23 protein-coding genes are annotated in these 23,260 nt (G+C 71.4%); 12 read left to right on the top strand and 11 right to left on the bottom strand.

Annotation, left to right across the window (positions count from 1 at the left end):
- The first annotated feature begins 47 nt into the window (after positions 1-47).
- The 7 genes from HF995_RS04100 (at position 48) to dtd (ending at position 5,115) form a co-directional block, all read left to right on the top strand.
- A complete protein-coding gene (locus HF995_RS04100) occupies positions 48-764 on the top strand; it encodes a hypothetical protein (RefSeq protein ID WP_168446497.1) in 717 nt (238 codons plus the stop codon).
- 53 nt (positions 765-817) lie between these two features.
- Positions 818-1,201, top strand: a complete 384-nt coding sequence (locus tag HF995_RS04095; RefSeq protein WP_168446496.1) for a DsrE family protein — start codon at positions 818-820, stop codon at positions 1,199-1,201.
- Positions 1,202-1,490: 289 nt separating this feature from the next.
- Positions 1,491-2,036: a heme-binding beta-barrel domain-containing protein gene (locus HF995_RS04090; RefSeq protein ID WP_168446495.1), complete on the top strand. Its 546-nt coding sequence runs from the start codon at positions 1,491-1,493 to the stop codon at positions 2,034-2,036.
- Position 2,037: 1 nt separating this feature from the next.
- Positions 2,038-3,204, top strand: coding sequence for a CAF17-like 4Fe-4S cluster assembly/insertion protein YgfZ (ygfZ, locus tag HF995_RS04085; RefSeq protein ID WP_168446494.1), 1,167 nt, complete (start codon positions 2,038-2,040; stop codon positions 3,202-3,204).
- Between the two features lie 34 nt (positions 3,205-3,238).
- Positions 3,239-4,300 carry an FUSC family protein gene (locus tag HF995_RS04080; protein WP_350308723.1) on the top strand — a complete coding sequence of 354 codons (1,062 nt, stop codon included), beginning with the start codon at positions 3,239-3,241 and terminating at the stop codon, positions 4,298-4,300.
- 40 nt (positions 4,301-4,340) lie between these two features.
- Positions 4,341-4,679, top strand: a complete 339-nt coding sequence (locus HF995_RS04075; RefSeq protein WP_168446492.1) for a DUF2516 family protein — start codon at positions 4,341-4,343, stop codon at positions 4,677-4,679.
- Position 4,680: 1 nt separating this feature from the next.
- A complete protein-coding gene (gene dtd, locus HF995_RS04070; protein ID WP_168446491.1) occupies positions 4,681-5,115 on the top strand; it encodes a D-aminoacyl-tRNA deacylase in 435 nt (144 codons plus the stop codon).
- A gap of 26 nt (positions 5,116-5,141) precedes the next feature.
- On the opposite strand, the gene HF995_RS04065 is transcribed toward dtd, so the two are convergent.
- Both HF995_RS04065 and HF995_RS04060 read right to left on the bottom strand, forming a co-directional pair.
- Positions 5,142-5,927: an ABC transporter ATP-binding protein gene (locus HF995_RS04065; RefSeq protein ID WP_168446490.1), complete on the bottom strand. Its 786-nt coding sequence runs from the start codon at positions 5,925-5,927 to the stop codon at positions 5,142-5,144.
- A gap of 125 nt (positions 5,928-6,052) precedes the next feature.
- A complete protein-coding gene (locus HF995_RS04060) occupies positions 6,053-6,916 on the bottom strand; it encodes a TetR/AcrR family transcriptional regulator (protein WP_168446489.1) in 864 nt (287 codons plus the stop codon).
- A gap of 90 nt (positions 6,917-7,006) precedes the next feature.
- Here HF995_RS04060 and HF995_RS04055 point away from each other — a divergent pair, with 90 nt between their 5' ends.
- Both HF995_RS04055 and HF995_RS04050 read left to right on the top strand, forming a co-directional pair.
- The gene (locus HF995_RS04055) at positions 7,007-7,972 is read left to right on the top strand and encodes an ABC transporter ATP-binding protein (protein WP_350308722.1); all 966 of its coding nucleotides are present in this window, start codon (positions 7,007-7,009) and stop codon (positions 7,970-7,972) included.
- Positions 7,969-8,784: an ABC transporter permease gene (locus HF995_RS04050; RefSeq protein WP_168446487.1), complete on the top strand. Its 816-nt coding sequence runs from the start codon at positions 7,969-7,971 to the stop codon at positions 8,782-8,784. The genes HF995_RS04055 and HF995_RS04050 overlap by 4 nt, the downstream gene beginning before the upstream one ends.
- Before the next feature lie 18 nt (positions 8,785-8,802).
- Here HF995_RS04050 and HF995_RS04045 read toward each other — a convergent pair whose 3' ends face one another.
- Both HF995_RS04045 and HF995_RS04040 read right to left on the bottom strand, forming a co-directional pair.
- Positions 8,803-10,254 carry an MATE family efflux transporter gene (locus HF995_RS04045; protein WP_168446486.1) on the bottom strand — a complete coding sequence of 484 codons (1,452 nt, stop codon included), beginning with the start codon at positions 10,252-10,254 and terminating at the stop codon, positions 8,803-8,805.
- Between the two features lie 115 nt (positions 10,255-10,369).
- The gene (locus tag HF995_RS04040) at positions 10,370-11,062 is read right to left on the bottom strand and encodes a TetR/AcrR family transcriptional regulator (RefSeq protein WP_168446485.1); all 693 of its coding nucleotides are present in this window, start codon (positions 11,060-11,062) and stop codon (positions 10,370-10,372) included.
- Between the two features lie 30 nt (positions 11,063-11,092).
- Between HF995_RS04040 and HF995_RS04035 the strand changes: the two genes are divergently transcribed.
- Positions 11,093-12,565, top strand: coding sequence for an MFS transporter (locus HF995_RS04035; RefSeq protein ID WP_210727067.1), 1,473 nt, complete (start codon positions 11,093-11,095; stop codon positions 12,563-12,565).
- Positions 12,566-12,682: 117 nt separating this feature from the next.
- On the opposite strand, the gene HF995_RS04030 is transcribed toward HF995_RS04035, so the two are convergent.
- The 5 genes from HF995_RS04030 to HF995_RS04010 form a co-directional block, all read right to left on the bottom strand.
- The gene (locus tag HF995_RS04030) at positions 12,683-13,150 is read right to left on the bottom strand and encodes a PKD domain-containing protein (protein ID WP_168446484.1); all 468 of its coding nucleotides are present in this window, start codon (positions 13,148-13,150) and stop codon (positions 12,683-12,685) included.
- 413 nt (positions 13,151-13,563) lie between these two features.
- Positions 13,564-13,995 (bottom strand): DUF6318 family protein, encoded by a 432-nt coding sequence (locus tag HF995_RS04025; protein ID WP_168446483.1) that lies wholly within the window; start codon positions 13,993-13,995, stop codon positions 13,564-13,566.
- Positions 13,996-14,268: 273 nt separating this feature from the next.
- Entirely contained in the window at positions 14,269-15,033 is a 765-nt protein-coding gene (locus HF995_RS04020; RefSeq protein ID WP_168446482.1) for an amino acid ABC transporter ATP-binding protein, read from the bottom strand.
- Positions 15,030-15,707 carry an amino acid ABC transporter permease gene (locus tag HF995_RS04015; RefSeq protein WP_168446481.1) on the bottom strand — a complete coding sequence of 226 codons (678 nt, stop codon included), beginning with the start codon at positions 15,705-15,707 and terminating at the stop codon, positions 15,030-15,032. The genes HF995_RS04020 and HF995_RS04015 overlap by 4 nt, the downstream gene beginning before the upstream one ends.
- A 32-nt stretch (positions 15,708-15,739) precedes the next feature.
- Positions 15,740-16,540 carry a transporter substrate-binding domain-containing protein gene (locus tag HF995_RS04010; protein ID WP_168446480.1) on the bottom strand — a complete coding sequence of 267 codons (801 nt, stop codon included), beginning with the start codon at positions 16,538-16,540 and terminating at the stop codon, positions 15,740-15,742.
- A 560-nt stretch (positions 16,541-17,100) separates the two neighbouring features.
- On the opposite strand from HF995_RS04010, the gene HF995_RS04005 reads away from it, so the two are divergent.
- Together HF995_RS04005 and HF995_RS04000 are read left to right on the top strand one after the other, a co-directional pair.
- On the top strand, positions 17,101-19,668 hold the full coding sequence (locus HF995_RS04005; protein ID WP_168446479.1) for an ATP-dependent Clp protease ATP-binding subunit: 2,568 nt from the start codon (positions 17,101-17,103) through the stop codon (positions 19,666-19,668).
- Between the two features lie 166 nt (positions 19,669-19,834).
- A complete protein-coding gene (locus tag HF995_RS04000) occupies positions 19,835-20,596 on the top strand; it encodes a 6-phosphogluconolactonase (protein WP_168446478.1) in 762 nt (253 codons plus the stop codon).
- A gap of 339 nt (positions 20,597-20,935) precedes the next feature.
- On the opposite strand, the gene HF995_RS03995 is transcribed toward HF995_RS04000, so the two are convergent.
- Together HF995_RS03995 and nhaA are read right to left on the bottom strand one after the other, a co-directional pair.
- Positions 20,936-21,763 carry an alpha/beta fold hydrolase gene (locus HF995_RS03995; RefSeq protein ID WP_168446477.1) on the bottom strand — a complete coding sequence of 276 codons (828 nt, stop codon included), beginning with the start codon at positions 21,761-21,763 and terminating at the stop codon, positions 20,936-20,938.
- A 51-nt stretch (positions 21,764-21,814) separates the two neighbouring features.
- Positions 21,815-23,089 (bottom strand): Na+/H+ antiporter NhaA, encoded by a 1,275-nt coding sequence (gene nhaA, locus HF995_RS03990; protein WP_168446476.1) that lies wholly within the window; start codon positions 23,087-23,089, stop codon positions 21,815-21,817.
- Between the last annotated feature and the right edge of the window lie 171 nt (positions 23,090-23,260).

Here is a 23,260-nt window from a genome sequence, read left to right as displayed (position 1 = left end):
GAATCGAGTGACTCCCAGCCCTCCGACGCCCTGGACGTGCGTACACAGTGAGCAGATCGACCCGCGCCGTCGTGACGGCCGCGCTGGCCGCGCTCGTCGCCGTGGCGGCGTACCTCGGCGAGGTTCCGCTGGTCGCCACGTCCGCCGTCCTCGCCCTGGCCTTCGCCGCGGGCTGGCCCTCCCTCGTCGAGCTGCCCTGGCCCGCCGGTGCGACCGCGGTGCTCGCCATCGTCGGCCTCGGCTCCGTCGCCGCCGTGCTCGGCGACCAGGGTCTCGCCTTCCTCCCGTTCGTCGCGGCCGGCGGCCTCATCTTGTCGTTCGTCCGCGAGATGCTCCGTCGTGACGGCCGCATGCGGCTCGTCGAGTCGCTGTCCGGGACCGTCGGCGGCGTCTTCGTCGTGCTGAGCGCGTCCGGCTGGGTCGCCGTCTACTCGGGCGAGGGCATCGTCGTGTGCGCTGCCGCGACCCTCGCGGCCGCCTCAGCGGTCGCGGCCGCGCTGCCGTGGCGCGGGTGGGCGAACGTCGGACTCACCGTGGGGGTCGCGGTCGGCGTGGGCGGGGCCCTCGGCACGGTCCTCCCGCAGGTCGACGTCGCGCAGGGGCTCTGGCTCGGCGCGACGGCCGGCATCCTCGCCGCTTCTTTCCACGTGATGTTCGAGCGTCTGCCGCAGTCGCAGACGCGGACCGGCGGCCTGGCTGCCGCGCTCGTGCCGGTGCTCGTCGGCGGGATGCTCGTCCACGTCGTCGCGTCGATCGTCGTCTGAGACGGGTCCGACGTCTCCGGGAGGGACGCGCCGGGCGGGGCTAGGGTGGCCGCATGCCTACCGAAGAGCCCGCCGCCACGCCCTCGCTCGTCGTCAAGGTGACTGCCGGAGCCGAGCGCGCCGAGGCCTGCAACCAGGCGTTCACCGTCGCTGCCGCCGCCGTCGCCGCCGGAGTCCGCGTGAGCCTGTGGCTCACGGGTGAGGCCGCCTGGTTCGCCGTCCCGGGGAAGGCCGCCGAGTTCGACCTCGAGCACGCCGCCCCGCTCGACGCGCTCCTCGCGAGCGTCCTCGAGGCCGGCACCGTGACCCTGTGCACGCAGTGCGCGGCTCGCCGCGACCTCACGCCTGCCGACCTCCTGCGCGGCATCCGCATCGCGGGCGCCCCCGCGTTCGTCGAAGAGGTCATGGCGCCGGGCGCCCGCTCCCTCGTCTACTGAGCCGCGGCGCACAGCGAGACCCGCATCACGCGTGGGGCCGCGCTCCCGACGCTAGGATCGGGCCATGGGAATCGACGCACTCGAGGCAGTATTCATCGGCCTGCTCGTGGTAGCGACGCTGACGATCACCTGGTTCGCCGGTCTCGTCGTCGTCAAGCTGTTCAAGGGCCAGGCCCAGCGCTGACACGGCCGCGGCCGGGATCAGAGACGATCCCGGCCGCGCGCAGCGCTCTCACGCGGGCCTGACACGCCCGCGACCACCACGCACCACCCCCGAGCGGAGCTCCCCATGCCCTTCACCTTCCCGGACGGACTCGCCCCTGAGGCGTACCCACTCGCCTGGCTCGTGGGCCACTGGCGTGGCGAGGGCGTCATCTCCTACCCGGACATCCCCGAGACGACGTTCGTCCAGGACGTCGTGTTCGACCACGACGGCGGACCGTACCTCCGCTACGAGGCGACGACGCGCCTGCCCGCGGTCGAGCCCGGGGCTGACGGCCCCGACGGCGAGGAGACCGTCTGGTCCACCGAGACCGGCTACTGGCGCGTCTCGCCCGAGCCGCACGAGGGTGCGCGCGAGGACCAGGCATCCCTCGAGGTGCTGCTCGCGGACCCGGCCGGCCGCGTGAGCGTCTACCTCGGAGTCGCAGGCAACGGCCGCATCGACCTCGTCTCCGACCTCATCGCGCGCACCTCGACGGGCGCGGACGTCACCGCGTCCAAGCGGATGTACGGCCTCGTCGAAGGCAGCCTCATGTGGGCGTGGGACCTCGCCGCGTTCGGCAAGCCGCTGCAGTCCTACGCCTCCGCGCAGCTCTTCCGCCAGGAGGCCTGACATGGCCCCCGCGGTGCCCGAGGACGCGACCGCGTCGGACGAGCGCGCGGTGCGCTCGAGCCAGCTCCTGATGCGGTCTGGCGCCGTCGCCGCGTCCGGTCCGGACGCTGGAGTCGCCTGGCACTACGGCGACCCCGTCGCTGAGCAGCGCGCGCTCGCCCGCGGTGCTGGCGTCGTCGACATGTCACACACGGGCGTCGTCACGATCACGGGACCGGACCGGCTCACCTGGCTGCACTCGATCACGTCGCAGGACCTTGCGACGCTCGCGCCCCGCACCTCGACCGAGACGCTCGTCCTCGACCCGCACGGGCACGTCGAGCACGCTGTGGGCGTGGTCGACGATGGCACGACGACCTGGCTCCTCACCGAGGGCGACCACGCCGCGCCGCTCGCCGCGTGGCTCGACCGCATGCGTTTCATGCTGCGCGTCGAGGTCGCCGATGTCACCGAGCAGTGGGCTGCGGTCGGTGAGGCCGTCCGCGCCGAGGGCACGGCCGACGAGCCCGTCACCTGGGTCGACCCGTGGCCGCGCACCGCGCCCGGCTCGACCCGCTACGGCCCGGCCGACGACGAGCACCCCGGCCAGGACCGTGCGTGGCGGCTCGTGCTCGTCCCCCGCGCCGAGCTGGACGACGCCGTCCGCGCCCGCGAGGCGACCGGCTGGCGGCTCGCAGGGACCTGGGCGACCGAGGCGCTGCGCGTCGAGGCCCTGCGCCCTCGCCTCGACCGCGAGGTCGACGACCGCACCATCCCGCACGAGCTCGACTGGCTCCGCACCGCCGTCCACCTCAACAAGGGCTGCTACCGCGGGCAGGAGACGATCGCGCGCGTCCACAACCTCGGGCGCCCGCCGCGGCGGCTCGCCCTCGGGCACCTCGACGGCTCCGGCCACCTGCTCCCCGAGCCCGGTGCCGCCGTCCGGCACGGCGAGCGCGAGGTCGGACGCGCGACGTCGGTCGCTCGGCACCACGAGCTCGGCCCGGTCGCGCTCGTCGTCCTCAAACGGTCGGTCGACCCGGACGCCGACCTCCTCGTCGACTGCGACGGGGGTGCCGTCGCCGCCGGGCAGGAGGTCGTCGTGAGCGCCGAGGGCGTCTCGACGGACCGCCCCGCCCCGCGCGGCCCTGTCGCCCGGGGCCTCGCGCCCCGCGCGCCGCGAGGCTGACGCGTTGGGGGATCCTGTCGCGCGCCGTCGGCTCGTGAGCATCCGCCTGCGTCAAGGGCGCGACCGCGTCCGCAACGCTGCCGTCCCAGTCCTCGTCGCGGCTGTCGCCGCCGGGCTCGCGTATGCGATCGCGCACTACGGGCTCGGCCACGCGATGCCCGTCTTCGCGCCGATCGCCGCGTGGGTGTGCCTCGGGTTCCAGCACGAGCGCGAGCTGCGGCGCGTCGCCGAGCTCGCGGTCGGCGTCGCGGTGGGTGTGGGCTTCGGTGACCTCGTCGCGCACCTCATCGGCTCCGGACCCTGGCAGATCGGCCTGACGCTCGCCGCCGCCGCACTGCTCGCCCGGTTCCTCGACCGCGGCCAGATGCTCACGACGCAAGCCGGTGTCCAGGCGATCGTCATCATCGGCATGCCCCAGATCAGCGCCGGGCCCGTCGGCCGGTGGACCGACGCCCTCATCGGCGGCGCCATGGCGCTCCTCGTCGCGATCCTGACACCGGGCGACCCGCGACGGTACGCCCGCCGTCTCGCCGGAGAGTCGACGCGCGTCCTCGCCGAGGCGATGCGCGTCCTCGCGCGCGGCCTGCGCACGGGCGACCACGAAGACCTGCGCGACGCCCTCGCCCGCGGCCGCACGACCCAGCCGCTCCTCGAGGAGTGGCTCGCCTCCGCACGAGCCGGCTACGAGAACACGCGGATCGACGCGAGCACCCGCCGCTACCGCGAGGACTTCGTCCTGCTCGAGCGGCAGGCCGTGCTCATCGACCGGGCCGTGCGCTCGGTGCGCGTCCTCGCCCGCAGGGTCGAAGGGCTCGGCCCCGACGCCGGACGGGACCTGTCGATCGTCGCACCGGTCGTCGGGGAGACCGCTCAGGCCGTCCAAGAGCTCGCGGGCGCGCTCCTCAACGGGACCGACCTCGGCGGCCCGCGCCGCGCCCTCGAGGCCGCCGCGGCGCTCGCGGACCCCGGGCAGCTCGGCGAGACGGACTGGTACGTGCAGTCCCTCGTCGTCCTCATGCGCAGCCCGATCGTGGACCTGCTCGAGGCGACGGGCGCCAGCCCTGAAGAGGCGCGCGCGGCGCTCCCAGCGATCTGACGCTCGCGTGGTGGCCAGGTGGCCGGGTTAGCATCGGCGGGTGTTCACCCTTGCGCAGCTGTCCATCGAGCTCATCCTGTGTGTCGCCGTCTTCGCGAGCCAGGTGTGGGCTCTCGTCGACGCCGCCCCGCGCTCCGCGCGCGGCTTCACCGCGGAAGGCAAGCTGACCAAGACCAAGTGGCTGCTGATCCTCGGCGTCTCCGCGCTCTTCGGCTTCATCAGCCTGCCGTACCCCGTCGGCATCGGTGGGCTCTCGTTCCTCGTCGTGATCTCCGCGGTCCCGCCGATCGTCTACTTCGTCGACGTGAAGCCCGCGATCGCGTCCTACGGCAAGGGCAAGGGCGGCTCGCGCGGCACCGGCAACCGCGGCGGGTGGTGACGTGCGCGTCGTCGTGCAGCGTGCCGCGCGCGCCTCGGTGACGGTCGCGGGCGAGGTTCTGGCGGCGTTCGACGAGCCGTGCCTCGTCGTCCTCGTCGGCGTGACGCACGACGACGGACCCGACCAGGTCGCGACCGTCGCGAGCAAGGTCGCGAACCTGCGCATCCTGCGCGACGAGCGCTCAGCGCTGGACGCCGGTGCGCCCGTGCTCGTCGTCTCCCAGTTCACGCTCTACGGCGATGTGCGCAAGGGACGCCGCCCCACGTGGAACGCGGCGGCGCCCGGCCCGGTCGCGGAGCCGCTCGTCGACGCGGTCGTCGAGACGCTGCGCGGGATGGGGCTGCGGGTCGGGACGGGGCGTTTCGGCGCCGACATGGCGGTCGAGCTCGTCAACGACGGCCCTGTGACGATCGTCTACGAGACCTCAGCGGCGTAGCTGGCCGCGGCGCCGTCCGGGGTAGCTCAGCGCATGCGTTGGACGGCGAGCGGCGCGGCCTCCGCGAGCCCGCGCACAGACGGGTGCTCGCTCTCGGCGAGCACGCGGTCGAGCGGGCCGTCCGCGACGAAGACGCCGTCGGCCAGGAAGTGCACGGTCGACGTCATGCGGGCCATGAGCTCGAGGTCGTGCGTGACGAGCAGCATGCCGGTGCCGAGCGTCGCGAGCACGTCCTTGATCGCCGTCGCGACCTCGAGGCGCGTGGCCGGGTCGAGCGCGGTGAGCGGCTCGTCGAGGAGCAGGATGTCGGGGCGCGACGCGATCGCGCGGGCGAGCGCGACGCGCTGACGTTCGCCGCCGGAGATCGTGTACATCTGCCGGCTGCCGAACGACGCGGGCAGCGCGAGCGACTCGAGCAGGTCGCCGACCGTGAGGCTCACGGTGCGGCCCGCCTTGCGGGCCTCGGCGAGGCCGGCCTTGACGACGGCGTCGACCGTCTTGCGCTGGTCCACGTTGTTGACGAGCTCCTGCTGCCCGACGTGGCTCACGGCGGCGCGGAACTCGCGCTTGTCGCGCGGGCCGATGCGGTGCACGGGGCGCTTGCCCCAGGTGACTGAGCCGGAGAGGGGCTTGATCTTGCCGGCGAGCGCGCGCAGGAGAGTCGACTTGCCGACGCCGGACTCGCCGACGACGCCGATCGGAGCCTCGCCGGGGACGACGTCGAGCGTCACGCCGCGCAGCGGCTCGACTCCCGGGTAGCCAGCCCAGAGGTCCTGGGCGTGCAGCGGCTTCGCGGACTTGGGACCGGCCATCGTGTCGTTCTCTCCTCGTGGCTGTGCCCGGCGTGGTCGCCGGGCACGGCTCTATCGTGCTCCATCGGGTGCCTCAACCTCTAACGCACGAGAGGCCCGGATCGCTCCCGGGGGAGGTGCGCGTCTCAGCGGCGGTCGACGAGGAGGCGCTCGACGACCCGCGCGACGGCGGCGGGCGAGCTGGTCGGTGAGCCGGTCGCCGCGCCGAGGAGGTTGGCGGTGAGGTAGACGCTCACGACGGCGAGCGCGGTGTCGTGGTCGTGCTCGGTCGGTGCCTGCTCGGGGGTAGCCGTGGGGTCCGCGCCGGTGCGCAGTGCCGCGATCTGCTGGGCGACGCGGTCGAGCGCGGCAGTGAGGAGGCCGCCGAGCTCGTCGCGTGAGCCGGGGTGACGCAGGGCGAACGCGGCGAACTCGATCGGCAGGAGGAGCTGGGGGTCTTCTTGGGCGGTGGTGAGCCAGCGGCGCAGCGCGGCCGCGTCGCCCGCGTCATGGTCGCGGACGGCGGTGAAGAGTCCGTCGATGCGCGCGCCTCGCGCGCCCGGCCCGGCGTCGGGGGCGTCGAACCAGCGGTGGGCGAGCGCGATGAACAGGCCGCTCTTGGACCCGAAGTTCGAGTAGAGCGCCCCCTTCGTGTAGCCGGCGTCCGATGCGATGTCTTCGACGGACGCGCCCTCATAGCCCTTGCGTGCGATGACGCGCTCGGCGGCGTCGAGCAGGTCGGTGCGGGTCTGCTCGGCACGGTTGCGGCGGCGGTCGGAGGTGGCGGCGTTGCGCGCGACCTTCTCGGAGACGTCGGTGAGGCCGCGCGCTGCCTCGCGAAGTGCGGAGTTGACCGCCTCGTTGACGTCGGGTCCGACGGCGGCGACCTCGTCGCGGATGAGCCGCGTGAGGGCGACGGTCGCGTCGCGCAGCGCGCGGGTCGCGGCGCCGAGGCTCTCGTCGCGGGGGCTCCGGTCATCGGGTCCGGGGGTGCTGTCGGTTCCGCTCATGACGTCACCGTACCTCAGGGGTACCGATCGGTACAGAGGTTTGCTACCGTCTCGCACATACCGACCGGTATGGAACCGAAAGGAGTGATCGTGAACGACCCAGTCCTCACAGTCCGCGACCTGCGGAAGCGATACCGCGGTCGCAAGGGCGCACAAGCCAACGACGGGATCGACCTCGACGTCGCCGCCGGCCAGGTCGTCGGCCTGCTCGGCCACAACGGCGCGGGCAAGACGACGCTCGTCAACCAGGTCGTCGGCCTCGTCCGCCCCGACAGCGGCAGCATCCGCCTCGGCGACCGCACCACCGCGATCGACGCCGTCGAGCGCCCCGACCTCGCCCGCGCCTGGGCCTCGGTCCAGGCCCAGGCGAACGTGCCCATCACCGGACTCACCCCCCGGCGTGCGATCGAGCTCGTCGGCCGCATCCGCGGGGGAGAGCGGGACGCGGTCCGCGCCCGCACGGCACGCCTCATCGAGGAGCTCGCCCTCGAACCGTGGGCCGACACCCCCGCCGAGAAGGTCTCCGGAGGAGTCGCCCGCCTCACCGCGTTCGGCATGACGACCGTCGTGCCCGGACGCCTCGTCGTCCTCGACGAACCGACCAACGACGTCGACCCCGTGCGTCGTCGTCTCCTGTGGCAGGCGATCAGGCGGCTCGCCGACGGCGGAGCGGGCGTCCTCCTCGTCACGCACAACGTCCGCGAGGCCGAACGCGTCGTCGACCATCTCGCGATCCTCGACCGCGGCGTCGTCCTCGCCGCAGACACGCCGGCGGGACTCACCGCCGCGCTCCGCGGCTCCCTGACCATCGAGCTCGACACGGCAGACGACGTCGCGCTGCACCCGGCCGTCACGGCGACCGCTTCCGGGCACGGGCGCGTGAGCGGGACCGTGCCCGCCCAGGACGCGACCGACGTCGTGCGCTGGGCTCAGGCCCAGGTCGACGCCGGACGCGTCGAGCGCTACGCGCTCACGCCCGCGTCCCTCGAGGACGTCTACGTCCAGCTCGTCGGCGCCAGCGACGGCGGCACCCTCACTGAGGAGGCAGCAGCATGAACCGCACCAGCGCCGCCACGCGCACGACCACCGTCCCCGCCGTGCACCCGCCCCTCCCCGCCCACCGCCCCCGCCTCGCCGGCATGACCCGCCAGACGCTGCTCCTGCTCGTCTGGCAGCTGCGCCGCCAGTCGATGTACCTGCCCCTCCTCGTCCTCGTGCAGGTGTTCCTCGCCGTCACGACCGTGGTCGGGTACGGGATGCTCGTGGGCGACCCGCCGTCCGAGACCGCCCTCTACCTCGCGACGGGCGCCCCGACCATCACCCTCATCACCGTGGGGCTCGTCATGACACCCCAGATGGTCGCGACGGCACGGACCGAGGGCTCGTACGACTGGATGCGCACCCTGCCCGTGCCGCGAGGCGTGTTCCTCGTCGCCGACCTCGCGATGTGGTCTGCGCTCGCTCTCCCTGGCATGGTCCTCGGCGTCGTCGCCGGAGCTCTCCGGTTCGACGTCGAGCTGTCGCTCGCGCCCTGGCTCCTGCCCGGCGTCGTGGCCGTGTCCATGACGGCGGCCGCCATCGGCTACTCGATCGCGGTGCTCATGCCGCCTGCCATCGCGATGCTCATGAGCCAGGTGCTCGTCTTCGTCGTCCTGCTCTTCGCACCCGTCAGCTACCCGCGCGAGCGGATGCCACAGTGGGCGCAGGACGCGCACGAGTGGCTCCCGTTCGAACCCATGGCACAGCTCGTCCGCGCCGGGCTCGTGAGCGACACGTTCGACATGCCTGCGAGGTCGGTCGTCGTGCTCGGTGCGTGGTGCCTCGCGACGGTCACGGGCGCCGCGCTCGCGCTGCGCCGTCGAGCCTGACCGGCTCGCTGCGCGGGCTCACTGCGCGGGCGGGACCGAGGCGGGGCGTGCGTCCGGGGTCGAGGCCCCGGGCGCTGCCGCGCCGAGTGCGACGGGCTCCGCGGCGGCGAGCTCCGGCGTCGTGATGGGGCGGCCGGGGGAGCCCGGCTGGAGTGCACGGCGCGCGAGCACGTACCCGGGCAGCAGCACCGCGACCGAGCCTGCCCATGCGAGCGGGTTGGCCCACACGACGCCCGGGAAGCCGTACGCCGCGCCCAGGATCATGGCCGCGCCGATGCGCATGCCGAGCTCGACGACGCCGCTCGCCGTCGGCGCGAACGTGCGGCCGAGCGCCTGGAGCGCCCCGCGCACCACGAACAGCACCGCGAGCACCCAGTACAAGGAGCCGTTGACGAGGAGGAACAGCGCAGCCATGTCGACCACCTGCTCCTCGCTGCTGCCGACGAAGAGCTGCACGATCTGCCCGCCCCAGAGCGCGAGGGCCGCGCCGATCGTGAGCGCTGCGACGACCGCCATGACGATCGCCTGCCTGATGCCGCTGCGGATGCGGTCGTAGCGGCCGGCGCCGTAGTTCTGCGCGGTGTACGTCGAGGCGGCGATGCCGAGTGAGGACATGACGGCCATCGAGATGCCGTCGACGCGCAGCGCCGTCGTGTAGGCCGCGACGGCGTCCGCACCGAGCGTGTTGAGCCGGACCTGCACCGCGACCGCGCCGATCGCGATGATCGACATCTGGAAGCCCATCGGCAGGCCGATGCGCAGGTGCTCGCGCAGGTCGGCGCGGGGGACGCGCCAGTCGGCGCGGTGCACGTGCAGGACGGGCACGCGGCTGCGGACGTAGAGGAGGCACAGGACGACCGAGACGAGCTGCGCGACCACGGTCGCGAGCGCCGCACCGCCGACGCCGTAGCCTGCGCCGCGCACGATCGCGAGGACGAGCCCGATGTTGAGCAGGCACGACACGACGAGGAAGAGCAGCGGGGTGCGGGAGTCGCCGATCGCGCGGATGATCGCCGCGAGGAAGTTGAAGTACATCGTCGTGGCGGCGCCGGCGAACGTGACGACCGCGAACGTCGTCGCCTGCGGGACCAGCTCCTCCGGCGTGCCGAGCAGGCGCAGCGCCGTGCCCGCGAGGAGCGGGCCGCCCACCGTCACGACGATGCTCGCAGCCCCGGTGAGCAGCGTCCCCGCGGCGACCGATCGGCGGACCGCGGCGAGGTCACCGGCACCGAACGCCTGCGCCGTCGGGATCGCGAAGCCGGACGTCATCCCGAAGGCGAAGCCGAGCAGCAGGAACAGGAGCGAGCCGGTCGCCCCGACCGCAGCGAGCGCGTCGACACCGAGCGTGCGACCGACGACCATCGCGTCGGTGACCTGGTAGAGCTGCTGGACGACGTTGCCGATGAGCAAGGGCACCATGAAGACGCCGATGACGCGCCAGGGCGTGCCGGTGGTGAGGTTCCTCGCCATGGGGGTCGGGCTCCGAGCTCGGGGGATGCGGGGCGATCATTCTTCCGCTACGCCATCGTAACGTTTCGATGAGCGCGGATCCATGGTGCTGGGGCGGCTCTTCAGGACGCGCTGTTCACGTTCCTGACCAGCGGTGGGGGGATGCGGACTGGAGCAGGCCGTCGAGCAGCACGTCGATGGCCCACGTGTTGCGCTCGTGGGGTGTGCCCGCCGTGAACGCGGGTGCCCCGGCGCTGACGAGCGCGGGATGCCGGGCCGGGTCGGCGGACGCGAGGGTGGACTCCAGGTCGGCGAGCTGCTGGGCGTCGGTGGCCGAGCGTGCCGCCCACTCCGTCGCCGATGCGGTAGCGAGCTGCAGGAGCAGGTCGACGGCACGGGCGGCCGTCGCGGTGTCGAGCCCGAGCGCGTGCAGCGCCTGGAGGAGGAGCTCGAGCAGGTCGAGGTAGTGGGTCCCCTCTGGCCAGGTCACCTGAGCCGCCTGGGCGAGAGCGGGCTGGCTGGCGAGCAGGTGCGTGTAGTCGAGCAGCGCCCGGTGGATCCGCGCGCGGGGGTCCTCGGTGCGGTCCCACCTCAGGTCGAGCTCTGCGAGGTGCCGGTCGATGAGCAGGGCGTTGAGCTCGGTCGTGTTGCGCACGTACACGTAAAGCGATGCAGGCCCGGTGTCGAGCTGCGCGGCGAGGCGGCGCATCGTCAGGGCGCGCGCACCCTCCTCGCGGAGGAGCCTCATCGCGGCGTCGATGATCGCCGCACGGGAGAGGGCCGGCTTGGCAGGGCGTTCGCGGCGGCTGACGGGTTCAGGACGGGCCATGCAGTCATCGTACGATTGATCGTGACGAACATGTTCGTTACGATCGCGTTCGGGACGACGACGGACGCCGCCCCGGAAGGGGTTCTCATGTCCACCACGACCACCACGCACTCACCCGAACTCACGACACGAGGGGTATGGCTCACCCTGATCGTCGTGCTCCTCGCAGACGCCATGGATCTCATGGACGCCGCCATCACGAACATCGCCGCACCGTCGATCGTCGCCGACCTCGGCGCGGACGACAGCCTGATCAAGTGGCTCGGCGCCGCCTACGCCCTCGCCCTCGGGTCGCTGCTCGTGCTCGGCGGGCGTCTCGGGGACAAGTTCGGCCAGAAGGGCACCTTCCTCGTCGGCATGGGCGGATTCGTGCTCGCATCCGTGGCAGCGGGACTGGCGACCTCCCCAGCGATGCTGATCGGAGCCCGGGCCGGCCAGGGGATCTTCGGCGCGCTCCTCATCCCGCAAGGGATGGCGATCATGGCCGCCACCTTCCCCAAGCCCGTCCTCCGGAAGGCGTTCAGCGTCTTCGCGCCGATGCTCGGAGTGTTCGCGATAGCCGGCCCCATCCTCGGCGGCGTGCTCATCGACGCCAACCTCTTCGGGCTGCACTGGCGCCCGATCTTCCTCATCAACCTCCTGCTGGGTGGCGTCGCGTTCGTCCTGGCCCTCCGGTTCCTCCCCACGGTCCCGCGCCATCAGCAGACACCTATCGACACGCTCGGCAGCGCCCTGCTCACGATCGCCCTCTTCGGAGTCCTCTTCGGGCTCATCGACGGGTCGAGCAGCGGATGGACCAGCGTCTCCGTCGGGGCGCTCGTCGTCGGCGTGTTCCTCCTTGCTGGGTTCGCGCGGCGTCAGACCCGCACCGCCGCACCGCTGCTCCCTCGCACGCTGCTCACCAACCGAGGCTTCACCGCCGGCATGGTGGTCGGCCTGCTGGTCTTCGCAGGCTTCGGCGGACTGATGTACGTCCTCTCCCTGTTCTTCCAGTACAGCCTCGGATACACCCCGACGCAGACGGCCGTCCAGCTCGTCCCCTTGACCCTGGGCATCATGGCCGGATCCGGCGTGGCGGCCGCGCTGGTCGTGAAGCTCGCCCGCCGGCTTGTCGCCCTCGGGCTCGGGGTCATCATGGCGGGCATCGGCGTCCTCCTCGTCGTCGTCCAGGCGCGAGGGCTCGACCCGCAGTGGTGGCAGACCGGGACCGCGACGCTCCTCATGGGGCTAGGAGCGGGCATCTGCTTCAGCTCTGTCTTCAACACCGCCCTCGGCGACGTCGCCCCCGAGGAAGCGGGCTCGGCCAGCGGTTCGCTCAGCGCCGTGCAGCAGGTGGCCAACGGGATCGGCTCCGCCCTGGTCACCAGTGTCTTCCTGACGCTGCTGCCCCGTGGTGACGTCGCGGCCGTCACCACGACGCTCCTCGCGCTGCTCGCTCTGATCGCACTGTGCCTCGTCGCGGTGCCGCTGCTCCCTCGGACTGCGGTCGCCGACGTCGAGTGACGCGCGCGACGAGGCCCTGTTCGTGGCTGGCTGTGGGCGGCGACGCGTCCTCGAGCGGGTTCCCCGACGCTCCTTGTGCTCCCGGCGCTCGCGGGAAGGATGCCTCCCCCGCGCCGCTCAGCTGGGTGGTGTGACGAGGCGGGTGCGGATCTCGTGGGTGGTGAAGGGCTCGGAGGTGCTGGTGGTGACGTTCTGCCCGTCCACGTCGCGCCAGGTGGTCTCACCGACGAGACGCCACTGGCCCTGCCAGGTGGTGGTGAGCGTGACCTGGTAGGTGTCGAGTCGCGTGTAGACGTGCGAGACGCTCTTGTCCGGGTAGGGGCCACCGGGCGTGGTGGTCGTCAGAGGCTTGGACTTGTCGCCGAAGTCCCAGTGCCACTCGACGGGGGTGGCCCGCAGCTCGACAGGCGTGCCGCCCACGGTGGTGGCGAGGGTCTGGGGTTCGGCGTCGGAGTAGATGACGGTATCGATCTGCACGAACGTCCAGCCTCGCCCGTCGATCACCGTGATCGGCGAGGGCGTCAGCGTCATCTCGGCGAATGCGGAACGTACGTCGCCGATCAGGTCGCCTTCCTCCGGGGTCACGCACTGCCACGAAGACAGGGCGGTCCACGGACCCCATTCCGCGGTGCCGGTGAGGCGGCTACGCGTCTCACGCGGCGGCTGGAGGATCTCCCCTTCCGCACACTCGAGATCGAACCCGTCGCACCGGTAGGAGTACGCCGGGTCGTAGGTGACCGACGAGCCAGGCTGACACATCGCCGGATCAATCACCCGAGACTCGACGAGAGGCGGGCCCCCGATCGGGCGAGTTCGGGGCTTCGTCTTCGTGCCTCTCTCATCGCTTCTCCGGGCGCCGAGCTCGATGGTCTCTCTCTCAGCGTTCGAGTCCCACGCCTCCACGGGGTCGTCACCAAGAAGGTCTGAAGCTCTCAGCGTCGGCAACGGCGCTGTGAACGCGACGGCGGCGGCGACAGCGACGGTCCAGAAGGGACGACTCATGACGCTGTCCCGGTCCCCTCTCGCACGTTCAGACGACTGGTGACCTTCCACTGGTGGCCCGTCCAGACCGCCAGAAGTGCCGTCGTATGAGACTTCGTCGGCTGGGTAGCCCGCTCGCCATCAGGTGATGTTCTCTGTGACGGCGCCACCTCTGCCGCTACGACCCAGAGGTGCCTGTTCTCCGAGGACTCGGGCTCGTATAGCTCGATCCTCTCGATCCTGAGTTGCTCGCCGACATACTCCCAGCCCGACTCGTGGCCCTCCTCGATCCCCTCGGCGAGGTCGAGGCAGTACTCGCACGTCTCGGTCGAGGCCGCCCGAAGCAGCGACGTGTCGCCGGTGTTGAGCGTGTACCCGTACAGCGCCACGAAGTGCTCGACCGCTGCCTTCGACCCGACCTTTCCGGGCGTCGTGAGGTCTGCAGGCACAGGCGGAGGTGTCGTGATCTTCTCGATCGTCGGATCGGAGGTCGCTGAGACGGTCGGCGTCGCGGTCGGTGACGCGCTCGCTGCCGGGGTGGCCGCCGTCGCGGTCGGTGAGGGTGCTGCCTCGCTCGTGCAGCCAGTGATCAGCGCGAGTGCGAGCAAGACGGAGGCACAGCGCAGGGCGGACGAGCGGGTTGCGGGCATGGTGAGCAAGGTAGCGATCCGCCGAGCGGCTCGCCACACATGTCGCGGATCTGTGGATCCGAGGGGTACGCCCTACTCTCCGAGCGGGTCCAGGACGCGCTTGAGGAACCGCTGCGTCCGCTCCTCGCGGGGCGCGGTCAGCACCTCGGACGGCGGGCCTTCCTCGACGACGACCCCGCCGTCCAGGAACACGACGTGGTCGGCGACCTGCTGCGCGAAGCGGATCTCGTGCGTGACGACGACCATCGTCCAGCCCTCGGCAGCGAGGTCGCGCATGACCGTGAGCACCTCGCCGACGATCTCTGGGTCGAGGGCCGACGTCGGCTCGTCGAAGAGGAGCAGAGCCGGACGCAGCGCGAGCGCCCGCGCGATCCCCACGCGCTGCTGCTGCCCGCCTGACAGCTGCGCAGGCAGTGCGTCCACCTTGTCGGCGAGCCCGACCTTCGCGAGCAGCTCGCGAGCCTGTGCCTCCGCCTGTGCCCGCGGAGCCTTCTGCGCGTAGATCGGCCCCTCGGTCACGTTCTGCAGCGCCGTGCGGTGCGGGAACAGGTGGTGCGCCTGGAACACCATCCCGGAGCCGGCGCGCAGCCGGCGCAGGTCTGCCGGCGTGGGCGACGTCGCGAAGTCCACGGCGACGTCGTCAACCCGGACGACGCCGCGCTGCGGCGTCTCGAGCGCGTTGAGGCAGCGCAGCAGCGTCGTCTTGCCGGAACCGGACGGGCCGATCAGCACCGTCACGGAGCCGCGGTCGACGCGCAGGTCGATGCCGCGCAGCACTTCGTTGTCGCCGAACGACTTGTGCAGGTCTTCGACCTCGAGAAGAGCGGGGGCGGTCATACGGTCACGTACCTCTCCAGGCGGCTCTCGAGCCGCGACTGCACCGCCGAGAGCACGGTGCAGATCAGCCAGTAGTAGACGGCGGCCAGCGAGTACAGCGCAAGGAACTCGTACGACGGCGCCGCGATCTCCTGCGCCTTGCGCAACAGCTCGGTCACCATGATCGACGACGCGAGCGACGTGTCCTTCACGAGCGAGATGAACGTGTTGGACAGCGGCGGGACCGCGACGCGAAGAGCCTGCGGCAGGATCACGCGGCGCAGCGTCGTCGCGTACGACATGCCGACCGTCTGCGCAGCCTCCCACTGCCCTCGCGGCACCGAGAGGATCGCCGCCCGGATCGCCTCGGCCGCGTAGCCGCCCACGTTGAGCGAGAACGCGACGATCGCCGACGGGAACGGGTCGATCACGATGCCCAGCGACGGCAGCGCGTAGAAGATGATGAACAGCTGCACGAGCAGCGGTGTGCCGCGGATGAGGGACACGAACGCACGCGCGACCCAGCGCAGCACGCGCCACCGGGAGATGCGGGCGAGCGCGACGACGAGCGCGATGACGAGGCCGATCGTGAACGACAGCAGCGTCAGCGGGATCGTGCCGCGCACGGCCCCGACGAGCAGGGGCACGAGCGAGTCGAGGAGCAGCTGCTGCAGCTGGTCGTCGATGCCGAACATCGTGAGACCTCCGCTCGTCAGGGCCGTCGCCGTCACTTCGAGATGTCGGTGCCGAAGTACTTCTCACCGATCGAGGCGAGAGTCCCGTCGGCCGCGAGCTCGCCGAGCGCCTTGTTGATCTCCGCGACGAGACCCGAGTCCTTGCGCAGCGCGAACGCCTGCACGACCTTCTCCTCAGGGATCTCGAACGCGATCTTCACGCTCGTGTCACCGGTCGAGGTGAGGTACTCGAGGGCCGCGAGGTTGTCGTTGACAGTGAAGTCGACGCGGCCGTCCCGGACGGCGGTGACGGCCTCCGTGAAGCCGTCGATCGGCTCGACCTTCGCGCCGTTGTCACGCGCGAGCGCGCCCCAGTTGGACGTCGCCGTCTGGGCGGCGGTGCGGCCCTCGAAGCCGGCCAGGTCCGTCAGCTCGGTGTCGTCCGCCGGCACGATCACGACCGGGACGGACACGGAGTACGGGTCGGACAGGTCGTACTTCGCGGCGCGCTCGTCGTTGATGGTGACCTCGTTCGCGACGACGTCGTACCGCTTGGCCTCGAGGCCCGCGAAGATGGAGTCCCACTTCGTCTCGGAGAACTCCGGCTTGACGCCGAGCTTCTCCGCGACGGCCGTGATGACCTCGACGTCGTAGCCGGTCAGCTCGCCCGACGTCGGGTCGTGGAAGGTGAACGGCGCGTACGTGCCCTCCGTGCCGACCTTGAGGACGCCGGACTCCTTGAGTGCGGCGACCGGGTCGGCAGCGGTCTTCTCGTCGCCGTCGGACGAGCACGCGGCGAGTGCGAGCGCAGACAGGACGACGGCGGTGGCGGCGACAGACCTACGGATGTTCATGGTTCTCCTGAGGGGTGGTGACAGCGACGCCGGACCGGCGGACGTATGTCCGCAAGGTCCAGGATGTCGCGGCCGTTCGGGAGGCGCAGCCTGAGGGTGGGCGGAGCGCCGGGGAGGTGTCGGACGGGTGCTCGCAGCGCCAGCGCTCAGGCCGGTGCGGGGAGGCTCACGTCAGCGACGGGGAGGGGACGACGGCGACCAGGGGTCGCGACGACGTCGGGCACCCGAGCCGGGTGCAGGGGCAGCGCCTCAGCGCTGACAGGGACACCCGAAGGTGCCTGCGGGCAGGCAGCAACAGCGCAGCGACGACGACGTCGACGCGGGCTGGAGAGCGCTCTGCCGGATGTTCACGGTGGGAGCGTACCTGACCGTGGCGGCGCCTGACGCGGAACGTGACGGACGTCCCGCCGGGCGGTCACGGTGCCCCCGCGCCCGCTCCGGCGAGGTGTCACGCCCATGGCGAACACGGGCATCACGGCACCCCTCGCTTGGTTAGAGTCGAAGCGGTCAGACCTGTGCGCTATCCGGCGCGGGTGAACGCCGCTCGTGAGGAGCAGCAGATGTTCGAGAGATTCACCGACAGAGCGCGTCGGGTGGTCGTCCTTGCCCAAGAAGAGGCACGGATGCTCAATCACAACTACATCGGCACCGAGCACATCCTGCTCGGTCTGATCCACGAGGGTGAGGGGGTCGCCGCCAAGGCGCTCGAGTCCCTGAACATCTCGCTGGACGCCGTGCGTCAGCAGGTCACGGAGATCATCGGCGAGGGCCAGCAGGCGCCGTCGGGCCACATCCCGTTCACGCCGCGCGCCAAGAAGGTGCTCGAGCTTTCGCTCCGCGAGGCCCTGCAGCTCGGCCACAACTACATCGGCACCGAGCACATCCTGCTCGGCCTCATCCGTGAGGGCGAGGGCGTCGCCGCCCAGGTGCTGACGAAGCTCGGCGCCGACCTCAACCGTGTGCGCCAGCAGGTCATCCAGCTCCTGTCCGGCTACCAGGGCAAGGAGCCGGTCGCTGCGGGCGCCCCGAACGAGGGGCAGCCGGCCGGCTCGGCCGTCCTCGACCAGTTCGGGCGCAACCTCACTCAGGCCGCCCGCGAGGGCAAGCTCGACCCCGTGATCGGTCGGTCCAAGGAGATCGAGCGCGTCATGCAGGTCCTGTCGCGCCGCACCAAGAACAACCCTGTCCTGATCGGTGAGCCCGGCGTCGGCAAGACGGCCGTCGTCGAGGGCCTCGCCCAGGACATCGTCCGTGGCGACGTCCCGGAGACGCTGAAGGACAAGCAGCTGTACACGCTCGACCTCGGCGCGCTCGTCGCCGGGTCGCGCTACCGCGGTGATTTCGAGGAGCGCCTCAAGAAGGTCCTCAAGGAGATCCGCACCCGCGGCGACATCATCCTGTTCATCGACGAGATCCACACCCTCGTCGGTGCCGGTGCCGCCGAGGGCGCGATCGACGCGGCGTCGATCCTCAAGCCGATGCTCGCCCGCGGCGAGCTGCAGACGATCGGTGCGACCACCCTCGACGAGTACCGCAAGCACATCGAGAAGGACGCCGCTCTCGAGCGCCGCTTCCAGCCGATCCAGGTTGCCGAGCCGAACCTCGAGCACGCGATCGAGATCCTCAAGGGCCTGCGCGACCGCTACGAGGCGCACCACCGTGTGTCCATCACGGACAGCGCGCTCGTCGCTGCGGCAACCCTCGCGGACCGCTACATCAACGACCGCTTCCTCCCGGACAAGGCGATCGACCTGGTCGACGAGGCAGGCGCGCGCCTGCGCATCCGCCGCATGACCGCGCCGCCGGAGCTCCGCGAGCTCGACGAGGCCATCGCCGAGGCGCGCCGCGACAAGGAGTCCGCGATCGACGAGCAGGACTTCGAGAAGGCCGCCGGCCTGCGCGACAAGGAGAAGCAGCTCACCGCCCAGCGCGCCGACCGTGAGAAGGCCTGGAAGTCCGGGGACCTCGACTCGGTCGCGGAGGTGGACGAGGACCTGATCGCCGAGGTGCTCGCGCAGTCCACGGGCATCCCCGTCTTCAAGCTGACCGAGGAGGAGTCCTCGCGGCTCCTCAAGATGGAGACCGAGCTGCACAAGCGGGTCATCGGCCAGGAGGCCGCCATCAAGTCGATCTCGCAGGCGATCCGCCGCACGCGCGCCGGGCTCAAGGACCCGAAGCGTCCCGGTGGCTCGTTCATCTTCGCCGGGCCGACTGGTGTCGGCAAGACCGAGCTCGCCAAGGCGCTCGCCGAGTTCCTCTTCGGTGACGAGGACGCGCTCATCCAGCTCGACATGTCGGAGTTCTCCGAGAAGCACACGGTGTCGCGCCTGTTCGGCTCGCCTCCCGGCTACGTCGGCTACGACGAGGGTGGCCAGCTCACCGAGAAGGTGCGCCGCCGTCCGTTCTCCGTGGTCCTGTTCGACGAGGTGGAGAAGGCGCACGCCGACATCTTCAACTCGCTCCTGCAGATCCTCGAGGACGGTCGCCTGACCGACTCGCAGGGCCGCGTCGTGGACTTCAAGAACACGATCATCATCATGACGACGAACCTCGGCACGAGGGACATCGCCAAGGGCGTGATGACCGGCTTCGCGGCGTCCGGCGAGCTGTCGACCGACTACGAGCGCATGAAGGGCAAGGTCAACGACGAGCTCAAGCAGCACTTCCGGCCTGAGTTCCTCAACCGTGTCGACGACGTCGTGGTGTTCCCGCAACTCACGCACGAGGAGATCGTCCAGATCGTCGACCTGATGATCGCCCGCCTCGACAAGCGGCTCCGGGACAAGGACATGAGCGTCGAGCTCACGCCCGCCGCCAAGAGCCTGCTCGCCGACAAGGGCTACGACCCGGTGCTCGGCGCGCGCCCGCTGCGCCGCGCGATCCAGCGAGAGATCGAGGACGTGCTCTCCGAGAAGATCCTCTTCGGAGACCTCAAAGCCGGCGAGAACATCGTGGTCGACGCCGAGGGTGAGGCCCCGCTCGGGGAGTTCACCTTCCGTGGCGAGCCGCGCAAGCCCGGTGCACCGACCTCGGAGGTTCCTGAGATCGAGTCGATCGCGGTTCCCGCGTCGACCGGTTCGAAGGGAAGCTCGAGCGGCGGCGAGGGGCAGCTCAGCGCAGGCGCCTGAGCCCTCAGCAGCACAGACGCGACGGAGGTCCCCGGCACCAGGAGTGCCGGGGACCTCCGTCGTTCGTCTCACGCGCAGCGCGCGAATGGGGATAAATACACCCGATCCGGTGGGAAGGTCAACCATAACCTCGACGGCGTGGCGTCTGGCTGGTAGTTACATCCCTATGACATTCGCCGTCGACGGCCTCACCGTCGAGGTCCACGAGGACGCCGACGCGCTCGGCGACCGCGCCGCGACCCTGTTCGCTGACGCGATCCGCGGCGTCGTCCGGGAGCACGGTGAGGCGCGCGTCCTCATCGGAACCGGCAACGCGCAGCTTCCTTTCGTCCGCGCCCTCCCGGGCAAGGACATCCCATGGGCTGCGGTCACGATCTTCCAGGTCGCTGAGTACGTCGGCCTGCCCGACGGCCACCCAGCCGCATATGGCACGTGGATCCAGGAGCACCTCGTCACACCGTTCCAGCCCGGGATCGTTCACCGGCTCCGCGGCGACGTCACGTCTCCACTCGCCGAGGCCGAGCGATACGAGGCGCTGCTGCGCGAGGACCCGATCGACGTCGTCGTCCTCGGCATCGGCGAGAACGCCCACATCGGCCTCAACGAACCCCACGCCGCATGGTTCTCCGACCCGCGGTGGGTGCGTGTCCTCGCACTCGCGGAGGCGTCACGACGACAAGAGGTCGGTGAAGGCCACTTCGAGTCGATCGACGACGTGCCCGACCGTGCGATCTCCACGACCGTGCCGGGGTTGCTCGCAGGCCAGAAGATCATTGTCAACGTGCCCGAGCGGCGCAAGGCCGCCGCGATCGCGGCGACGCTCTCCGCGCCCGTCGGACCCGCCGTCCCGGCAACCGCGCTGCGGACCCACCATGACGCGGTCCTCCTCCTCGAACCCGAGTCGTCGACCGCGCCGTCGCCCGGCTGACCTGTAGTCGGGCGCTCAGCGGCGTCGGCCCGCGAGAGCGTCGCCTTGCGACCCCGCGGGACAGGTCCGGCGCCCCGTGCCGCGGCCCACGGCCACGCGAGGGCGCCGAGGTGCGTCGCGAGGCAGGGGCTTGCACTCGAGGTAGGGGTCGGCATGCGAGGTAGGGCGTTGCAGGGCCCTGATACGCGGGGAAGGCCCTACCTCGCGAGGAACGACATACGTCACGCGGATTGTCCGCGCGGGGCGGGCAACACGCGGCAGGGCATAGCGCGGCAGGGCGGGCACGCGGCAGGGCGGGCGCGCGGCAGCCCGGCGGCGCGCGGCAGGGCGCGGCGCGGCTCAGCCTGCCGGGTGAGCCGCGAGGGCCTCGTCGAGCAGCTGGAGGTAGGTGGCGCGCTGCTCTCGCCGGACGTCGTGTCCGGCGGCGAGGACGAAGACCTCACCCTTGCCTTCGAGCAGCTCCTCGGCGCGCACGGCCATCGCGCCGGGGATCATCCCGCCGAGCTCTTCCTGGCCGAGCAGGACGGTCGTCGCAAACTCGCCGTCGGGTGCGAGCGTGGCCAGGGGTGAGACCCAGTCCTGGGAGAAGCCGGTGGCACGGTCGAGGAAACGAGGGTCCAGCTGACGCTTCGACGTCGCCCAGGGGGCTGCCTCGGCGGCTGGCCAGCTCGGGTGGTCGCGGGTGACGGACGCGAGGAGCCGCGCGTACGGGGTGGTGTTCAGCTCGCGCAGGATGCGCGCGACGTCGGGGAAGGTGGTGTCGTCCGCCGTCCAGGCCGGGTCCTCGAGCACGAGTGCCGAGACGAGCGCCGGTCCGCGCAGCGCGAGATCCTGTGCGACGAGCGCGCCGAGCGAGTGCCCGATGAGCGCGGCGGGCCGCTGCGCGACGCGGTGCACGACGACGGCGAGGTCGTCCGCGAGCGCGCGCACCGTGACGGGGCCGTCGGGGAGAGGGGAGTCGCCGTGACCTCGCAGGTCGGAGACGATGACGAGGCGCTGCTCGGCGAGGTGCTCGACGATGCCGGGCCAGCACGCGGCCGAGTCGCCGAGACCGTGGACCAGCACCGCCGGGGGAAGAGGGGAGTCGGTCGGGCCGAAGGCGGCCCACGTGACGTGCCCGAGGTGGCCGGAGCCCGCCTCGATGACCCCATAGCTGTGGTCGCTCACGTCGCTCGTCGCCTCTGTCCTTGCCTCGGTGCCCGCTCAGCCTGGACGATCCTAGCCGTTGTGCGGCGGATCCTCCTGGGTGCGAACCTGCACGTCGTCGGCGCGGACGGCCGCGGCGCGGTGCACGCGCGAGCGCCAGGCCAGCAGCAGGCCTCCGAGAAGGGCGGACAGCAGCGACCCGACGAGGATCGCGGCCTTGCCGGCTTCGCTGTCCGGTGATCCAGGCTCGAACGACAGCTCGCCGATCAAGAGGGCCACGGTGAAGCCGATGCCGCCGACGCAGGCGACGGCGATGACGTCGAGCCAGCGCAGCGCCGCGTCGAGCGTCGCTCGGGTGAGGCGCACGAGCAGCCAGGTGGCGGCGGTGATGCCCAGGGGCTTGCCGACGACGAGGCCGAGGACGACGCCGATCGCGACCGGGTTGCCGAGGGCGTCGCGCAGGGCGTCGGGCGTCATCGTGACACCGGCGGCGAACAGCGCGAACACCGGGACGGCAAAGCCGGCGGAGATGGGCCGCCACCGGTGCTCGTAGTGCTCGGCGAGGCTGTGCCGCTCGCCGGCGCGGGGAAGGGCGGGAACGGTGAACCCGAGCAAGACCCCTGCGATCGTGGCGTGAATGCCGGACGCGTGCATGAGCGCCCATGCGAGGACAGCGAGGGGGACCAGCAGCCAGGGCGACGCGCCGCCGTGCTTGCGGACGAGGGCGGCGAAGGCGGCGATCACGAGACCGGCTCCTGCCATCGCGAGGAAGTCGAGAGACTCGGTGTAGAAGGCGGCGATGACGATGATGCCGAGAAGGTCGTCGACGACGGCGAGCGTGAGCAGGAACGCTCGCAGGGCGGTCGGCAGCCCTCTTCCGGCGATCGCGAGAACGGCGACCGCGAACGCGATGTCGGTCGCGACCGGCACGGCCCAGCCTTGGGGGTCGCCGTTGCCGAACGTGTTGACGGCGGTGTAGAGGAGCGCTGGCGCGGCCATGCCGCCGACGGCTGCGACGATCGGCACGATCGCGGTCGAGGGGCGCCGCAGCTGGCCGTCGACGATCTCACGCTTGAGCTCCACGCCGACGACGAAGAAGAAGATCGCGAGAAGCCCGTCGGTCGCCCACTGCGCGACGGTGAGATCGAGGTGCACCGCGGACGGGCCGAACCGGAGCGAGGAGAGGTTGCGGTAGCTGTCGCCCCACGGTGAGTTCGCCCAGACGAGTGCGACGACGGCGCCGAGGAGCAGGAGGATCGCGCCGGTGTTCTCGGCGCGCAGCGTATCCAGGAAGTTCCGCCGGGAGCCCGGGGTGAGCTTCCCCAGGATCGCGTTCTTGTCAGTCATGGTTCGTCCTCGTCGACGGGCACGGGTTCACGGGAACGATAACCCCGCGCCCGACGGGGGAGAGCCCGGATGAGGGACCGCAGGGTCTGGTGCGGAGGCGTGCAAGGTGATATCGCGTGCGTACGCGCGCCCTCGACAACCGGTGGGCCCCCACGCTGATGATGTGATGCA

Source organism: Sanguibacter hominis ATCC BAA-789, from assembly GCF_012396185.1.
Classification (GTDB): Bacteria; Actinomycetota; Actinomycetes; order Actinomycetales; family Cellulomonadaceae; genus Flavimobilis; species Flavimobilis hominis.
The sequence above is the reverse complement of the archived record's forward strand: the minus strand, read 5'-3'. Positions and strand labels throughout refer to the sequence as shown.

Bases quoted from the DNA above. Each gene is read 5' to 3' on its own strand.
- HF995_RS04095 (WP_168446496.1), top strand. From the start codon at position 818: ATGCCTACCGAAGAGCCCGCCGCCACGCCCTCGCTCGTCGTCAAGGTG.
- HF995_RS04090 (WP_168446495.1), top strand. From the start codon at position 1,491: ATGCCCTTCACCTTCCCGGACGGACTCGCCCCTGAGGCGTACCCACTC.
- ygfZ (WP_168446494.1), top strand. From the start codon at position 2,038: ATGGCCCCCGCGGTGCCCGAGGACGCGACCGCGTCGGACGAGCGCGCG.
- HF995_RS04065 (WP_168446490.1), bottom strand. From the start codon at position 5,927: ATGGCCGGTCCCAAGTCCGCGAAGCCGCTGCACGCCCAGGACCTCTGG.
- HF995_RS04060 (WP_168446489.1), bottom strand. From the start codon at position 6,916: ATGAGCGGAACCGACAGCACCCCCGGACCCGATGACCGGAGCCCCCGC.
- HF995_RS04050 (WP_168446487.1), top strand. From the start codon at position 7,969: ATGAACCGCACCAGCGCCGCCACGCGCACGACCACCGTCCCCGCCGTG.
- HF995_RS04045 (WP_168446486.1), bottom strand. From the start codon at position 10,254: ATGGCGAGGAACCTCACCACCGGCACGCCCTGGCGCGTCATCGGCGTC.
- HF995_RS04040 (WP_168446485.1), bottom strand. From the start codon at position 11,062: ATGGCCCGTCCTGAACCCGTCAGCCGCCGCGAACGCCCTGCCAAGCCG.
- HF995_RS04035 (WP_210727067.1), top strand. From the start codon at position 11,093: ATGTTCGTTACGATCGCGTTCGGGACGACGACGGACGCCGCCCCGGAA.
- HF995_RS04020 (WP_168446482.1), bottom strand. From the start codon at position 15,033: ATGACCGCCCCCGCTCTTCTCGAGGTCGAAGACCTGCACAAGTCGTTC.
- HF995_RS04015 (WP_168446481.1), bottom strand. From the start codon at position 15,707: ATGTTCGGCATCGACGACCAGCTGCAGCAGCTGCTCCTCGACTCGCTC.
- HF995_RS04010 (WP_168446480.1), bottom strand. From the start codon at position 16,540: ATGAACATCCGTAGGTCTGTCGCCGCCACCGCCGTCGTCCTGTCTGCG.
- HF995_RS04005 (WP_168446479.1), top strand. From the start codon at position 17,101: ATGTTCGAGAGATTCACCGACAGAGCGCGTCGGGTGGTCGTCCTTGCC.
- HF995_RS04000 (WP_168446478.1), top strand. From the start codon at position 19,835: ATGACATTCGCCGTCGACGGCCTCACCGTCGAGGTCCACGAGGACGCC.
- nhaA (WP_168446476.1), bottom strand. From the start codon at position 23,089: ATGACTGACAAGAACGCGATCCTGGGGAAGCTCACCCCGGGCTCCCGG.